12 protein-coding genes are annotated in these 15,793 nt (G+C 67.6%); 6 read left to right on the plus strand and 6 right to left on the minus strand.

What is annotated here, in order from left to right:
* Positions 1-50: 50 nt before the first annotated feature.
* From fdhF to IPP91_12690, 3 genes are read left to right on the plus strand one after another with little or no spacing between them, the layout of a single operon-like run.
* Complete coding sequence (gene fdhF, locus IPP91_12680; protein ID MBL0142921.1) at positions 51-2,870, plus strand: formate dehydrogenase subunit alpha; 2,820 nt, start codon at positions 51-53, stop codon at positions 2,868-2,870.
* Positions 2,871-2,928: 58 nt separating this feature from the next.
* A complete protein-coding gene (locus IPP91_12685) occupies positions 2,929-3,906 on the plus strand; it encodes a tripartite tricarboxylate transporter substrate binding protein (GenBank protein ID MBL0142922.1) in 978 nt (325 codons plus the stop codon).
* Entirely contained in the window at positions 3,906-4,970 is a 1,065-nt protein-coding gene (locus IPP91_12690) for a tartrate dehydrogenase (GenBank protein ID MBL0142923.1), read from the plus strand. The genes IPP91_12685 and IPP91_12690 overlap by 1 nt, the downstream gene beginning before the upstream one ends.
* Positions 4,971-5,018: 48 nt before the next feature.
* On the opposite strand, the gene IPP91_12695 is transcribed toward IPP91_12690, so the two are convergent.
* On the minus strand, positions 5,019-5,822 hold the full coding sequence (locus IPP91_12695; GenBank protein MBL0142924.1) for a hypothetical protein: 804 nt from the start codon (positions 5,820-5,822) through the stop codon (positions 5,019-5,021).
* A gap of 83 nt (positions 5,823-5,905) precedes the next feature.
* On the opposite strand from IPP91_12695, the gene IPP91_12700 reads away from it, so the two are divergent.
* The 3 genes from IPP91_12700 to IPP91_12710 are packed head-to-tail and all read left to right on the plus strand — an operon-like array spanning position 5,906 to position 7,343.
* On the plus strand, positions 5,906-6,787 hold the full coding sequence (locus tag IPP91_12700) for an SPFH domain-containing protein (protein ID MBL0142925.1): 882 nt from the start codon (positions 5,906-5,908) through the stop codon (positions 6,785-6,787).
* 7 nt (positions 6,788-6,794) lie between these two features.
* Positions 6,795-7,154, plus strand: coding sequence for a hypothetical protein (locus tag IPP91_12705; protein MBL0142926.1), 360 nt, complete (start codon positions 6,795-6,797; stop codon positions 7,152-7,154).
* Between the two features lie 6 nt (positions 7,155-7,160).
* Positions 7,161-7,343: a hypothetical protein gene (locus IPP91_12710; GenBank protein MBL0142927.1), complete on the plus strand. Its 183-nt coding sequence runs from the start codon at positions 7,161-7,163 to the stop codon at positions 7,341-7,343.
* 7 nt (positions 7,344-7,350) lie between these two features.
* On the opposite strand, the gene IPP91_12715 is transcribed toward IPP91_12710, so the two are convergent.
* The 5 genes from IPP91_12715 to IPP91_12735 are packed head-to-tail and all read right to left on the minus strand — an operon-like array spanning position 7,351 to position 15,792.
* Positions 7,351-8,559: an MFS transporter gene (locus IPP91_12715; protein MBL0142928.1), complete on the minus strand. Its 1,209-nt coding sequence runs from the start codon at positions 8,557-8,559 to the stop codon at positions 7,351-7,353.
* Positions 8,556-9,545: an NAD-dependent epimerase/dehydratase family protein gene (locus tag IPP91_12720; GenBank protein MBL0142929.1), complete on the minus strand. Its 990-nt coding sequence runs from the start codon at positions 9,543-9,545 to the stop codon at positions 8,556-8,558. Before IPP91_12720 ends, IPP91_12715 begins: the two co-directional genes overlap by 4 nt.
* Before the next feature lie 5 nt (positions 9,546-9,550).
* On the minus strand, positions 9,551-10,396 hold the full coding sequence (locus tag IPP91_12725; GenBank protein MBL0142930.1) for a glycosyltransferase: 846 nt from the start codon (positions 10,394-10,396) through the stop codon (positions 9,551-9,553).
* 24 nt (positions 10,397-10,420) lie between these two features.
* Positions 10,421-11,584 carry a radical SAM protein gene (locus IPP91_12730; GenBank protein MBL0142931.1) on the minus strand — a complete coding sequence of 388 codons (1,164 nt, stop codon included), beginning with the start codon at positions 11,582-11,584 and terminating at the stop codon, positions 10,421-10,423.
* A gap of 29 nt (positions 11,585-11,613) precedes the next feature.
* Positions 11,614-15,792: an amino acid adenylation domain-containing protein gene (locus IPP91_12735; protein MBL0142932.1), complete on the minus strand. Its 4,179-nt coding sequence runs from the start codon at positions 15,790-15,792 to the stop codon at positions 11,614-11,616.
* Position 15,793 lies beyond the last annotated feature (1 nt).

Genomic DNA, 15,793 nt, shown 5'->3' on the forward strand with positions numbered 1-15,793 from the left:
GTTATCCGTGTGCATCCGTGTTCATCCGTGTTCCAAAGGGGTACCGCCAAATGAACGCGATGAACGAGCCGGTTGCGATGGCCGAGACGATCGACTTCAAGCTGAACGGCGAGACGATCTCCGCGATCGAAGGCGAGACGATCATCCAGGCCGCGAAGCGCCATGGCGTGGACATCCCGCACCTTTGCTACAAGGAAGGCTACCGCCCCGACGGCAACTGCCGCGCCTGCATGGTGGAGATCAAGGGCGAGCGCGTGCTGGCGCCGTCGTGCTGCCGCAACCCGTCCAAGGGCATGGATGTCTCGAGCGTCTCGGAACGCGCCGTGCACTCGCAGAGGATGGTGCTCGAGCTCCTGGAGAGCGACGCGCCCGCGGCGGACCTGAAGCCCGGCAACAACGAGTTGCGGTACTGGAGCGGGAAACTGGGCGTGGGCAAGCCTCGCTTCGAAGCCCGCCACCAACCTGCCGGCGACCCCTCGCACCCCGCGATGTCGGTGAACCTCGACGCCTGCATCCAGTGCACGAGATGCGTGCGCGCCTGCCGCGAGGAGCAGGTGAACGACGTGATCGGCTACGCGTGGCGAGGGTCGGAAGCGAAGATCGTCTTCGACTTCGACGACCCGATGGGCGACTCCACCTGTGTCGCATGCGGCGAGTGCGTGCAGGCCTGCCCCACGGGCGCGCTGGCGCCGGCGAAGAACGCCTACCTCGTGAAGGCCGACAGGACCGTCGATTCGGTCTGCCCGTTCTGCGGCGTGGGCTGCCGGCTGACCTACCACGTGAAGGACAACGAGATCGTGCGCGTGGACGGCATCGACGGCCCCGCGAACCACGGCCGCCTGTGCGTGAAGGGCCGCTACGGCTTCGATTACGTGCATCACCCACACCGTCTCACGAAGCCGCTCATCCGCAGGCCCGATGCGCCCAAGCACGCCGGGTTCACCGTCGATCCCACGCGCTGGAGCGAGGTGTTCCGCGAGGCGACATGGGAAGAGGCGCTCGATCTCGCAGCGGGCGGATTGAAGAAGGTGCGCGACCAGCACGGGGGAAAGGCACTGGCGGGCTTCGGAAGCGCCAAGGGCTCCAACGAGGAAGCCTATCTCTTCCAGAAGCTGGTGCGCACGGGCTTCGGCTCGAACAACGTGGACCACTGCACGCGCCTGTGCCACGCCTCGTCGGTGGCGGCGTTGCTGGAAGGCATCGGCTCTGGTGCGGTCTCCAACCAGGTCTCCGACGTCGCCAAGGCCGACTTCATCTTCCTCATCGGCTCCAACCCAACCTCGAACCACCCGGTCGCGGCCACGTGGATCAAGAACGCGGTGCAGCGCGGCGCGAGGCTCGTCCTCGCCGATCCGCGGCGCACCGACATCGCGCGTCACGCGTGGCGCGTGCTGCAGTTCAAGCCGGACATGGATGTCGCGCTCCTCAACGCGATGATCTTCACGATCCTCGAGGAGAACCTCACCGACCCGGAATTCATCCGCACCCGCACCACGGGCTTCGAGGCGCTCAAGGAGAATGCGAAGGGCTTCAGCCCCGAGGCGATGGCGCCGCTGTGCGGGATCGAGGCAGGGACGATCCGCGAGGTGGCGAGGGCGTACGCGACCTCGAAGGGCTCGATGATCCTCTGGGGCATGGGCATTTCGCAGCACGTGCACGGCACCGACAACGCGCGCTGCCTCATCGCGCTCGCCCTCATGACGGGCCAGATCGGGCGTCCCGGCACGGGGCTGCATCCGCTGCGCGGCCAGAACAACGTGCAGGGCGCCTCAGACGCGGGGCTCATCCCGATGATGTTCCCGGACTACCAGCGCGTGGACAACCCGGAAGTCAACGCGCGCTTCGAGAAGTACTGGGGGCAGAAGCTCGATTCGAAGCCGGGACTCACGGTGGTCGAGATCATCGACGCCGCGTGCGAAGGGAAGATCCGCGGCATGTACGTGATGGGCGAGAACCCGGCGATGTCGGATCCGAACGCGCACCATGCGCGCGAGGGCCTCGCGAAGCTCGAGCACCTCGTGGTGCAGGACATCTTCCTGACCGAAACCGCCTACCTCGCCGACGTCGTGTTGCCGGCTTCGGCGTGGCCGGAGAAGACGGGCACCGTCACCAACACCGACCGCATCGTGCAGATGGGGCGCCGCGCGCTCGACATGCCGGGGGAAGCGCGCCAGGACCTGTGGATCACGCAACAGATCGCCAACCGCCTGGGCCTGCCGTGGAACTACGAGGGTCCGGAGAGCGGCGTGGCGCAGGTGTTCGAGGAGATGCGCGGCGCCATGAACTCGATCGGCGGCATCTCGTGGGAGCGGCTCGAGGCGAATTCGAGCGTCACCTATCCGTGCCGCACCGAGAGCGATCCGGGGCAATCCGTCGTCTTCACCGACAAGTTCCCGACCGGCGATGGAAAGGCGAAGTTCGTCCCGGCGGACATCATCCCGGCCAACGAGCGGCCCGATGCCGAGTATCCCTTCGTGCTCATCACCGGCCGGCAGCTCGAGCACTGGCACACGGGCTCGATGACGCGCCGCGCGTCGGTGCTCGACGCGATCGAACCACGGGCGGTGGTGTCGATGCATCCGCTGGACCTCGATGCGCTGGACGCGCTTCCCGGCGACGTGATCACCGTGGCCTCGCGCCGCGGCGAGATTTCACTTTCCGCGCGCGCCGACGACGGCACGCCGCGCGGCAGTGTCTTCATCCCGTTCGCCTTCTACGAGGCGGCGGCAAACCTGCTCACGAACCCGGCGCTGGATCCGTTCGGCAAGATCGCGGAGCTCAAGTACTGCGCGGTGAAGGTCTCGAAGGGCGGCAAGCTCGCGGAACTCGCGAGCTATGGCGGGGGGCAGTCCTTCGCGCCGGTTACCTGAACCGGACGCGGCCCGCGTTCTGATATTGTTTTCGGTTCATCAAGAAAAGAGGCATTCCATGCGCATTCTTCGCAGCCTGACCGCGTTCGTCGCGGGTTCCCTCGTCGCCGTTTTCCCGCCTTTCGCGCTTGCCCAGGCCTGGCCCGCGAAGACGGTCAAGATCATCGCCGTCTTTCCGCCGGGCGGCTCGGTGGACCAGGTGTCGCGCATCTTCGCCGCCCAACTCACCACGCAGCTCGGACAGCAGTTCATCGTCGAGAACAAGGGGGGCGCATCCGGCTCCATCGGAGCGGCGGCCGTCGCGCAATCGCCGCCGGACGGCTACACCTTTGGCGTGGTGTTCGACACGCATGGCGTGAACCCATCGCTCATCCCCAACATGTCTTTCAGCACCACGAAGGACCTCGCCTCGGTGATGCTCGTGGGCACCTCTCCCATGGCGATCGTGGCCCATGTGGGACAGCCCTACAAGGATTTCCGGGATGTCCTTGCCGCGGCCAAGGCGAAGCCGGGAAGCGTCGCCTATGGCTCCATAGGCTCGGGCAGCCTCGGTCACCTCGCGATGACGCAGGTCGGAAACCAGCTCGGCCTGGAATTCAATCACATCCCCTATCGCGGGGGCGGCCCTCTCATGACGGATGCCGTCGGCGGGCAGGTGCCCCTGGCGATCGGCACGGTGTTCCTCGTGAATCCGCACGTGAAGGGAGGCAAGCTCAAGGCGCTGGGCGTGACGTCGGCGAAAGCCTCCGCGCAGATGCCCGGCGTCGCACCGATCGCCGATCAGGGCGTGCCCGGGTTCTCGGCTCTGGCCTGGTGGGGCGTGATCGCGCCCGCCGGCACGCCGCCTGCGATCGTGAAGCGCATGCACGACGAGCTCGCCAAGGCACTCAAGGTTCCCGCCGTGGCCGACAAGCTGACGGCGCAAGGCATGGACATCATCGGCGGCGAACCGGCGGAGCTCGACCGCTTCCTGAAGTCCGAGATCGACCGCTGGGCCAAGGTGATCAAGGACAACAAGATCAAGGCGGGCGACTGATGCGCCAATACCGGATCGCGGTCGTCCCCGGGGACGGCATCGGCAAGGAAGTGGTGCCCGAGGGCCTGCGGCTTCTCGCGGCGGTGGAGAAGAAGGCGGGCGGTTTTCATTGCGAGGCGACGCACTTCCCGTGGGGTTCGGACTACTACCGCGCTCACGGCGAGATGATGCCGCCGGACGGCAACGAGACGCTCAAGCCCTATTCCGCCATCCTCTTCGGCGCAGTGGGCGACCCGGAGCTCCCGGACCACCTCACGCTGTGGGGCCTCAGGCTCAAGATCTGCCAGGGATTCGACCAGTACGCCAACGTGCGGCCCACGCGAATCTTCCCGGGCATTGCGAGCCCGCTGGCCAACCGCGGGCCCGGCGACATCGACTGGGTGATCGTGCGCGAGAACACCGAAGGCGAGTACTCCGGCGCCGGCGGGCGCGTGCATCCGGGCCTGCCGATCGAGGTGGCGATGGAAACCTCGGTCTTCACGCGCGTGGGCGTGGAGCGCGTGATGCGCTTCGCGTTCAGGCTGGCGCAATCGCGGCCCCGCAAGCACCTCACCGTCATCACCAAGTCCAACGCCCAGCGCCACGGCATGGTGCTGTGGGACGAGATCGCGCGCGAGGTGGCGAAGGAATTTCCCGACGTCGCCGTGCGCAAGCTCCTCGTGGATGCGGCGACCACGGTGATGGTCCAGGACCCGCGCTCGCTCGACACGATCGTGGCGACCAACCTGCACGCCGACATCCTCTCCGACCTCGCCGGCGCCCTCGCGGGTAGCCTTGGCATCGCGCCGACGGCCAACCTCAACCCCGAGCGCGTCTTCCCGTCGATGTTCGAGCCCATCCACGGCTCGGCCTTCGACATCACCGGCAAGGGCGTGGCCAATCCCATCGCCACCTTCTGGACGGTGGCGATGATGCTCGAGCACCTGGGGGAAAAGCCAGCGGCCGACGCGATCATGGCGGCGATCGAGCGCGTGTGCCGCGACGGCAAGGCGCTTCCCCGCGACATCGGCGGCACGGCCCGCACGACGGAAGTCACCGACGCAGTGATCGCCGCGCTGGGTTAAGAAAATGGGGACAGACCCCTTTTCCGAAAAGGGAGTCTGTCCCCTTTTTCAGCCGAGGCCGAGCAGGCGCGCGACGGCTTCCCTGGCGGTCATGCCCTCGGTGACGCCCAGCCGCGCGGCGGTCTCGTTCACGCGCGAGAGCACGCCGTCCTCGTAGGTCGAGCGCCCGTCGCCGATACGCGCGCTCCCGCTCCAGACCGTGGCGGCCGCAATGCCCCGCGGGTCCAGCGTTGGCAGCCGCGCGAAGCCCGCGCCATCCTTGCCGCCGCCCGCGTCGTTGAAGAAGGCCGCGAACACATCAATCGCGAGGATGGCATCGGGCTCGCCGCCCGGAAGCCCGCCGTGCGAGCCGCTGACCACGATGGCGCGGGCGTCCCGGGGTTCCAGGAGGGCGACGGAATCGAGCGCCCAGGCCGGGCGGTGGCCCACGTTGGGGATGGAAACGCGTGTCTCGCCGATGTCGGGGATCGTAAGCACCTGCGGGGCATGCGCGTGGGCGAGGTGGGCCACCGCTTCGCGCACCGGCTGGCCGGGACGGCAACCCAGCGCCGCCGCCGCGTCGTTCACGGTGGATAACACGCCGTTGGCCATCGTGTCGGCGCCATCCGCGATGCGCGCGCTCTGGAAATCGACGGCGCAGGCAGCGATGCCCAGGCCGCCCAGCCAGTAGACGCCGCCCACGCCCGAGGCGCTGCGGCCGATGCCGGCGTCGTTGAAGACCACGGCGCGAACGCCGGCCCGCGCGGCAAGCCACGCCGGGTAGAGGCCGCCATGGGAGCCGCATACCGCCACCTGGGCGCGCGCCTGGGCGTCGAGCTGGATGGCCGAATCGCGTATGAGAGGAGGATGCATGCCCCGATTCTAGCGCGCTTGACGACGCGCCCGGTTTGTATCAGTATGATATCACTTCAATAGCCCCCGCCGGGAGGTGCCCGATGAACGAGTATCGCAAGCCAGGCAACTTCGAGAAGCCCGCCACCACCTTCAACGGCATCTTCATGCTCATGGTGCTGTTCGGATTCGTGGCGCTGCTGGTCACGGCCATCGCGGGCGTGCGATCGCCGGCCCTGGCCGTGCCCCTGGGGCTCGCCATCGCCTTCATTGCCGGCGGCTTCTTCATGCTCCAGCCCAACGAGGCGGTCGTGCTCACCCTCTTCGGGGACTATTCCGGCACCGAACGCAACGCCGGTCTTCGCTGGACATGGCCCTGGCTCATCCGCAAGAAGTTGAGCGTGCGCGCGCGCAATCACAACGTGGACACGCTCAAGGTGAACGACAAGCGCGGCAACCCGGTCGAGATCGGGGCGGTCGTGGTGTGGCGGGTGGAAGACACCGCGCAGGCGCTCTTCGACGTGGACGACTTCGAGCATTTCGTGAAGGTGCAGAGCGAATCGGCGCTGCGGCACGTGGCCACGCGCTACAACTACGACGAGGGCGAGGAGCACGGCGCGCACGAGGTGACGCTGCGCGCCGGGGCCGACACGGTGGCGGGCGACTTGCGCGACGAGTTGCAGGCGCGCGTGCAGCTCACGGGCGTGAAGATCGAGGAGGCGAAGCTCACGCACCTCGCCTACGCGGCGGAGATCGCGGGCGCGATGCTGCGCCGCCAGCAGGCCGAGGCGGTGATCGCCGCGCGCTCCAAGATCGTCATCGGCGCGGTTTCGATGGTCGAGATGGCGCTGAAGAGCCTTTCGGAAAAGAACGTGGTCGAGCTGGACGACGAGCGGCGCGCCGCGATGGTCTCCAACCTCATGGTCGTGCTCTGCTCGGAGCGCGACACCCAGCCCATCGTGAACACGGGCACTCTCTACCAGTAGGCGCGCGATGAATCCCGTCCATGCCGGCGTCGTGGGACTCTCGCTCGCCTCGATCCTGCTTCTTGCGCTCGCCTGGCTCATCGGCGTGCAAGGCATGCTTCGCCTCATCTCGAACTACCGCGCGCATCCGGAGCGCTATCCGGATGGTGCGGGCCTGGGGCGCTGGATGGGTTGGACGCTCACCGCGGGCGGCGCCTCGTTCGGGCTCCTCGCGCTGGCGGTGGGCAGCGAGGCGATTTCCCCCCTTGCCTTGGGACCGTGGGCGGGTGCGACGGGACTGGCCCTGGGGGGGTTGGCCTTCGCGGGGCTTTCGCGGTACCGCCGCCGGGCGCCGCCGGGCGACGGGTCAGGAAAGGCGCGTCCCTAGCCGGCGATGGCGAGCCCCGACAAGAAGGCGTTCCTGCTGCGCATCGACCCGGAACTCTGGGCCGGAATCGAGCGCCTCGCCCAGTCGGAGCTGCGCAGCGTGAACGCGCAGATCGAATACCTCCTGCGCGATTCGCTGGAGCGACGCGGCATCCGCCCGGCGGGCGCGAAAAGGGCGCGCAAGGCCTGAGGCAGCCCTACTGCTCCTCCGGCGGCTTCACGCGCCGGAATTCGCGCCACAGGGCGAGGTCGTAGCCGACCTTCGCGATCCCAGCGACCACCAGAGGCACGCCCAGCCCGGCGGTCTGCATGAGGACGCCCGCCAGCATCGGCCCGAGCGCCCAGCCGCAGGAGCACACGAGGTTGGTGATCCCCGCCGCCGCAAGCCTCTCCGCGGGCTTCACCACCGCCATCACGTACGACTGGCGGGTGGGGACGTCCATCTCGTTGAGCGACTCGCGCAGCAGGAAGAAGAAGGCGGCCCACCCGAAGTCGTCGGCCACGACGATGGTGAAGAGGAGCAGGCTCGAGGGCATATGCGTGAAGACCATCGTGTTGATGAGCCCGATGCGCTTCGCGAGCCACGCCGCCGCGATGTGCGAGGCGGCCGACAGCAGGCGCCCGGCGCTGAAAAGGATCGCGACCGTGGCGGCGGAGGCGCCGAACCGCTCGGAAAACCAGTAGGCGAAGATCGCGGAGCCGATGAACCCTCCGCCGAGGGCATCGACGAAGAAAAGCGCGGAGATCTTGGCGACGATCGGCCGGCTTTCCGGCGAAAGGTCCCTCAGCCTCGAGGTTGCCGCATGGCCCACGCGCGGCGGAAGGCGCGAATACAGGATCGCCGAAGCGACATAGAGCGCGCAGAAGAGGCCGAGCGTGAGCTTCATGCCGGCGAGCGTCCCGATTCCCGACGCGTGCTCGAGCAAAGTGGGCAGGCCGGCCAGGAGCCCGCCGACGGCATAGCCGGCGTCGAGCAGCACGTTGTACCAGGCGAAGACGCGCGTGCGGTCGCCGTCGGTCGTGGTCGCGGGAAACATCGCCTGCTCGAGGATGGGAATGGCGCCCCGGTCGCGGCCGTTCACGTTGAACATGCCCACGAACGCGGCGGCGACAATCACGGGAAAGGCGTCGGTCGCGAGGAGCAGGGCGCAGCCCAGAACCGGAAGGCCGGAGAGCGCCACGAGCAGGCTTCGCTCCGAGTAGCGGCTGCCGGCGAGCATCGTGAGTAGCGTGGCTGTCGCGGCCCCCCACAGCGCCGCTGACAGCACGATGCCGATCTGCGTCGCCGAAAATCCGAGCTTCGCGCAGTAAAGCCCGATGAGCACCGCCATCATCCCGATGGCAAGGGCGCGCAGGAACGCGCCGGCGTAGAGGAGGCGGCGAAGGCGCGCCGGGCTGCTTGTCACCGGCCGATGATACCCGGCCGGTCCGGGGCTCGACGGGGTGCCGGGTGCGCGAGCGCCTGCCCCCACGCCACCGCGCGAGACACGCCGTCGCGCAATGCGATCTTGGGCGCGAAGTCCAGCAGGGCGCGCGCTTTTTCGAGATTGGCCACGTAGCGGATGACCTCGCCGGCCTGCGGCTGCGCAAGGACGATTCTCGGTTGCTTTCCTAGGCAGTCGCCGACCCAGGCGGCCAGTTGCAGCAACGAATGACCCTCCCCGGACGCAAGATTGATCGTCTGGTTCCGGACGCGCCCGTCACCCAGGCGCTCGATCCCGCTTACGATTCCGTCTATGCAGTCGTCCACATGGGTGAAATCGAGCACCTTCCCGGCTCCGAAAACGGTGATCGATTGGTCGTCGGCGATCCTGCGGATGAACAGCGGAACGACCCGCTCCATCCGGTCGAGGTCGTTGTCGAAGCGCCCGTACACGTTGCTTAGCCGGAAAACGAGATATGGGAGACCGTAGCAGCGCGAATAGGCGTAGACCATCGACTCGACGGCAATCTTGCCGGCTGCATAGGCGCTTGCGGCGCCGCTGAAGTCGGCATCGCTTTCACGCGCGCTGGAGCAGTGCAGGTCGCCGTACACCTCGCGGCTGCTTGCGAAGACGATGGGAACGGAAAGGCGGCGGCAGTACTCGAGGACGAGGTGCGCCATCGACACGTTGGCGAGCGCCCGGCGCGGGTCCTGCACCAGTTCATGCACCTTCGCGTGAGCCGCCAGATGCACGACGATGTCCGGTCGCTCTTGCCCGAAGCCGGCGAAGTCCGCCGCCGGATCCATGCCGCCGACCGGCTTTTCCAAGTCGCGAAGCTCGCACCGGAACGCGTTCGTCCAGCCGTTTGCACGGCAATCGACGCCGGTCACCTCGTGGCCCCTTTCAACGCATCGCAGCGCCAGGTTGGTTCCGATCTGCCCGCTCGAGCCGGTGACAAGTATCCGCATCGCCTTCACTTTTCCGTCACGTCGTAGCCGGCATAGTAACGGCCCAGGAAAACGAGCTTCGCCGAGCGAAGCAGCGGCTGGATCTCGCCCGTGGCGAGAAACCGCTCCGCCGTCGCCACTTCGGATCCGGAATAGACGTCCCGGTTGTTCAGCATGATCTGCGCATGGAGCCGCTCGTACTGGTCGAGTATCCGCCAGAGGTGGGATTGACGGTGCCGGCGGTGCTTGAGAAACGGTTTCGCCACGTGCCTGCCGCCGTAGCCCCGGGCGGCCGCGGCGAGCCAGAAGTCCCAGTCGTCGAAGCCGCTCACGTTGGCGCGGTATCCCCCCAGGTCGGCCCACATCGCCTTCCGGAACAGGGCGCAGTACGCGAACTGATTGAAATACTTGAGATGCTGCAGGTCATAGCTCCCAGCGGCCCACACGCGCTCGATGTCCCCGAAATCCTGCCGATCCGGGTACACCAGGGCAATGTCGGGCTCCGCATCGAGGATCGCCGCGCATTCCTCCAGCATCGTCGGGGCGATCAGGTCGTCTGCATCGAGCGGGAGGATGTACCGCCCGAGCGCAGCGCCGATCCCGCGATTGCGCGCGGCCGCCACCCCGGCGTTCGCCTGGCAAACGAGCCGCAGGCGGCGCTCCGCGCTTGCGTCCACCAGGCGCCGGATCACTTCCCGCGTATCGTCGCTGCTGCCGTCGTCCACGAACACGATCTCGAAGTCGCGAAGCGTCTGCGCGAGGACGCTCTGTACGGTCTGCGCGAGGAATGCGGACGAATTGAAGCAGGGAATGACCACGCTCACCGACACCGCCGGGGCGTCCGGGGGGGAGGAGGGCGCGGGCCTGCTCATGATGTCCGGGCGGCCGAGCGCATGTCACATGCCCCGTGTGTAGAGGAGATTGCATTTTGCGCAGACCGGCATCAAGCCGCACCGCGAAACCGTTTCCCGAAGCTGGCTGAAGCGCGCTCCTTCCCAGACCTCGGCAACCGTGCTTTCGTCCAGGTTGCCGACGCGGAACTCGGGGAAGAACTTGCACGAGACGACATCGCCGTTTGGAAAGATATCCATCCGCGTGAGGATGGACCCGCAGCTCGTCTTGTTCTGGGCGGGCTTGTCACTGCCCGCGATGAAGGCCGGCATTTCGCCCGGATCGAGCCTGGGGTTGTAGCGGACCTGCAAGCGCCAGTCCGCAGCATCGATGCGGGCGAGTTCCGCGCTCAACTCGTCCAGCCGGTCCGGCATCAGCCTGTACTTGTACGAGTGCCAGCTGGGCTTGCCGCAAGCCTCCCATGCGAAGTGCTCCGCGAAGAACCGATCCATTTTGGCGGAGGTCTCGTCGGAGATGAACCACGGGAAGCTCACGTAGACGGTTTGCGCGCCCTCCTGCTCCAGGAAACGCACGAACTCGAACAACCGCGTCACCATGGCGTCGGTGATGACGAAGTTGACGGTGATCTGGCCGGGGAAGACGCCGGCCTTTTTCTGCGCGACCAGCAGGCGAAGCCCCGACATCGCTTTCGCGAACGCGCCCTTGCCGCGTACGCCGTCATGCTCCGATTCGAATCCGTCGATCGAAATGGACACTTCGAGGTGACTGGCGATCTTCAGCAGCGACGGCAGGCGCCTCTCGATCAGCGTGCCGTTCGTGCAGACGGAGGTCCACCGCGGGTCCCCGGCGAGCAGATCCACGAGCCCGTCCCATTCCCGGTAGACGAGGGGCTCGCCTCCCCAGAGATAGACGTTGGAGCCCAGGGCACGCGTAGCCTCCAGCACCCTGGCGATGACGGAGAGCTTCAGGTCGTCTCGCTTGCCTGCCGGTGAAAGCTGGTGGTGATACCCATCCTCGTTCCACTGGTAGCAGTGCGCGCAGCGCAGGTCGCATCGGTTCGTCAGCTTGAACGCCACTTCCTCCGGCAAGGGCCTCGCCTGCGAACCGCTCGCCTCCCGGCTGCGACCTCTCTCGAGCAGGTTCGGCAAGATCCGCCGCATCCTCTCGAAGGTTATCGGGTCGAGCGCGGGACCGGGTTTCCTGGGCATCTTCGTTCCGTGAATGGAAGGGGCGCGCGTCAGCCGCCCGGCAACGCTTCGTCGAGGCAGGCCTGCATCAGCCGCGCCGTCGCCTCGGGCGTATCCCTGATGTACGAGTCGTGGTCGCCGGGAATGCTGTGAACCGCGAGCCCGCCGGCGGCAAAGCGGCGCCAACCCTCGGCGAGACCCTGCCGATGATTTGCGGAACTGACCAGCAATGTCACGCGGCCGTCGTAGGGTTGCGGTCGATAGCGCATGGCCAGGTCGACATAGTTGGACTCCGCGCCGGCGATCCGCTCCGTCCCCGGAGCCGGCTTGCCGACGCGCTCGACGGCGGCGAGCCAGGGGTCCGCCACGCGTTTCAGGGTCCGTGCCACATTGACGCCGTAGCGCAACGAGCGCAGGGGCCCGAAGGGGGGGCGATCGCGAATGTGGTCGTGCAATACCCGGCGCAAGTCCGCGGCGCCGTCACGCGCGACGGCTTTCCGGGCGCGCAGGAGCGTCCGGGGAGCCTCGATATATCGATAGTGCGCCCCACCGGCGAAGCTCGGGCACCACGTATCCATGAGGAGCAGCAAGGCAATCGCCTGCCCTTGCGCGAGCAGTTGCCGGGCCATCTCGAAAGCCACGACGCCGCCGACGCACTCGCCCCCGAGCGCGTAGGGGCCGCGCGGCTGCATGCCACGAACGGTGCGGACGTAGGCTTCCGCCATTTCGGTGACAGAAGCATGCGGTTGCGTTCGTCCGTCGAGGCCGTGCGCGAGCAGGCCGAAGACAGGCTGTTCGCGCTTCAGATGTCGCATCAGTTGCGCGTAGAGGGTCATCTCGGCCATTCCCCCGTGCCCGCCCGGGACGAGGAACAGCGGCGTTCCCGCCTGGCTGCGCTTGATCTCCACGAGATTCGACTCGCCGCCGATGGGGCTTCGCGGCAGTTGCAGGGCCGACTTCTCGCAATTGCGGAGCTGCGCGGCCATGCCGGCAACCGTCGGATGCTCGTAGAGACTGACGAGCGGCAGACTCGTCAGGAATGCGTCCTCGAGGGTCGCCACGAGGCGAAGCGCCGCGAGCGACGTTCCGCCGTGGTCGAAGAAGTCGTCATCGAGGCCGATCGACCCGACTGCCAGGACCTGCGCGAACGCGTCGGCCACGGCGCGCTCGACCTCGTCGCGAGGCAAGGCGGCAACGTTCGTCCGCGCCACGGGTGCCGCGCCGGGTGGTGGCAGGGCTTCCCGATCGACCTTGCCGCTGTCAGTGAGCGGAATCGACTCCAACGCGACGAATGCGGACGGGACGTGGGATTCCGGGAGTCGCGCACGAAGGAAATCGCGAATGCTCCGGAACAGGTCGTCGGGCGCCGCCTCGTCCGTCGCGGGGACAAGATAGGCGACGAGGCACTTGCCGCCGGGGGAACGCTGCCGCGCCACGACGGTGGCCCGCTTGACGAGCGGACTGCGGCAAAGGACCGCTTCGACCTCGCCCGGCTCGACGCGGAAGCCGCGTATTTTCACCTGGTCGTCGGTCCGGCCGAGGAACTCGAGGCTGCCGTCGCGACGGTACCGCACGATGTCTCCGGACCGGTAAAGGTAGGCTCCGGGTCGGTCGGGAAACGGATTCGGGATCAAACGCTCACCGGTCGAATCCGCATCGCCGACGTAGCCCTGCATGAGGCCGTCGCCGCCGATGAATGCCTCGCCGGCGACGCCGATCGGAACCGGCTGTCGAAGGGGGTCGAGCACATAGACCTGCGTGTTGGAGACGGGACGGCCGATGGGGATGGGTCCATCGCCAGCCCGGTGACCGCGTTCGACCGGGTGAAACGTCGTAAACGTGGTGTTCTCCGTCGGGCCATAGCAGTTGATGAGCCGGCAGCCTTCGGCACGCTGCAGGAAGAGCTCTGCATGCGCGACCGAAAGGACTTCGCCGCCCGACAGCAGCTGCCGCACTCCCGCCAGATCCGCGAGATGCGATTCGACCATGAGCTCGAAGAGCCCGGCGGTGAGCCAGAGGACGCTCACCCGGTGACGGCGGATCATGCGCGCGATCTCCTGCAACGACGGCTTGCCGGCGGGCGGCAGCACGAGCCTCGCGCCATTCAGCAGGGCACCCCAGATCTCGAAGGTCGACGCATCGAAGGAAACGGGCGCGAGCTGGAGAAGGACTTCCCGGGGCCCCAGCTCGGCGTAATTGGCCGCCTTCACGAGCCGCACGACTCCCCGGTGCGTGATGCCGACTCCCTTCGGACTCCCCGTCGATCCCGAGGTGGCCATGACGCAGGCGAGGCTCGAGGCCGCGATTTCCACGGCAGGGGCTTCGGGGCTGCCCGAGTCGATGGCCTCGCGCTCGCGGGCGAGATGAATCACCCGTACGCCTGGTCCCGAGGCGCCGCGTTCGAGCGATCCGTCCGTGACCACCATGCCGACCGCCGCGCGTTGCAGGATCCCGGCAACGCGCTCGGCGGGGGACGAGGGCTCAACCGGCACATAGGCGGCGCCCGCCTTCAGGATCGCCAGCAAGGCGACGATGAGCGAAGGCGACGATTCGATGCAGACACCCACCCGCGCCCCGGGCACGACGCCGACCGCTTCCAGGTAGCGCGCGAGCCGGTTGGCGTGCCTGTCGAGCTGCGCGTACGTGATCTCGCCGCCGGGGAAGACGAGAGCGGTGGCGTCCGGGGACCGCTGCGCCCGGGCTTCGAACACGCGCGGTATCGCCATGTCTCGCGGGTAATCGACCGTCGTGTCGTTCCACTCCTGCAACACCTGCCGCGTTTCGGCGACCGACATCAGGGGCACCGTCGCAATGCTCTCGCCGGGATCGCGGACGATGCCCTCGAGCAGCGCGCGAAAATGCTCGAGCAGCCGGGCCATCGCGGCGGCGTCGAAGAGATCCGCGTCGTACTCCAGCAACGTGGACAGGCCGCTCCCGCTTTCGAGCATGAAGAGCGTCACGTCGAATTTTGCCGTGCCGTTGCCGATGTTCCAGGCGTCCACCTCCAGATCCGGAAACGGCCATGCGGACCGGGGCAGGTTCTGGTAGGCAAACATGACCTCGAACAGCGGCGATGCGTGCGTCCGCTGCGGCTCCCCGAGCGCCTCGACCAGCATCTCGAACGGCAGGTCCTGGTGCGCGTAGGCGCCGAGGACCGTGCGGCGCACGCGGGCGAGGAGTTCGCGAAAGTCCGGCTGCCCTGCAAGCGAGGTGCGCAGGGCCAGCGTATTCGCGAAGAGGCCCACGAGGTTCTCGATCTCCGCGCGATTGCGATTCGCGACGGGCGTGCCCACGATCACATCCTCCACGCCCGTGTATCGGTGTAGCAGGGCCTGGAAACCCGCCAGGAACGTCATGAACGGCGTTGCCCCTTCGCGGGCGCCGAGACGCTTCAAGGCATCGGTCAGCTCCTGCGAAAGCGCAAGTGACCGGCATGCGCCGCGCCGCGTTCGCGCCGGATTGCGCGGGCAATTCGACGGCAGCCGCAGCACCGTCCGCGGGCCGCGCATCTGCGTCGTCCAGTAGTCCAGCAAGGGCTTGCGCGAATCGCCCTCCAGCCATCGGCGCTGCCAGGCGGCGACGTCCGCGTATTGCAGCGAAAGCCCGGGGAGCGGTGAGGGCGCTCCAGCGAGGAAGGCGCCATAGAGCGCGCAGAGTTCGCGCATGAACACGTCGAACGACCACCCGTCGAAGGCGAGGTGATGCATCGTGAGTACCAGCAGATGCTCCCGCGGCGTCAGCCGGAAGAGGCGGGCTCGCAGCAACGGCACGCGGTCGAGGTCGAAGGGCTCTTGTGCCTCGTGCTCGGCCTGGCGCTTCGCCTCGTCCTCCCGCAGCGCCGGCTCGAGCATGCCGAGGTCCACCACCGGCAGCGTGAAGGCGGGGGGCGCATGAATGCGCTGGACGAGCTGCCCGTCCACCGTCCGGAGCGTCGTCCGAAGGACTTCGTGGCGCTCCAGCATCCCGGACAGGCTTCGCTCGAGGTCACGAACGGAAAGCGATCCGGACAGGCGGCAGGCGACGGTTTGATTGTGGATCGGGCTGCCCGGCGCCAGTCGCTCGAGAAACCAGAGTCGCTGCTGGGCGAACGACGCCGGAAGCGTAGCGTCCCGGGACATGGGCTCGAGCGGCGGGGCGGCCCGCTGGGACTGCAGGACCGAGCGCACCGCCTCCCAGAGCGCTTCCCGCCCTTCCCTTCCGGCGCGCGAAGCGGGGCCGCTTCCCGGCATC

The sequence above is a fragment of the Betaproteobacteria bacterium genome, from assembly GCA_016720855.1.
Classification (GTDB): domain Bacteria; phylum Pseudomonadota; class Gammaproteobacteria; order Burkholderiales; family Usitatibacteraceae; genus FEB-7.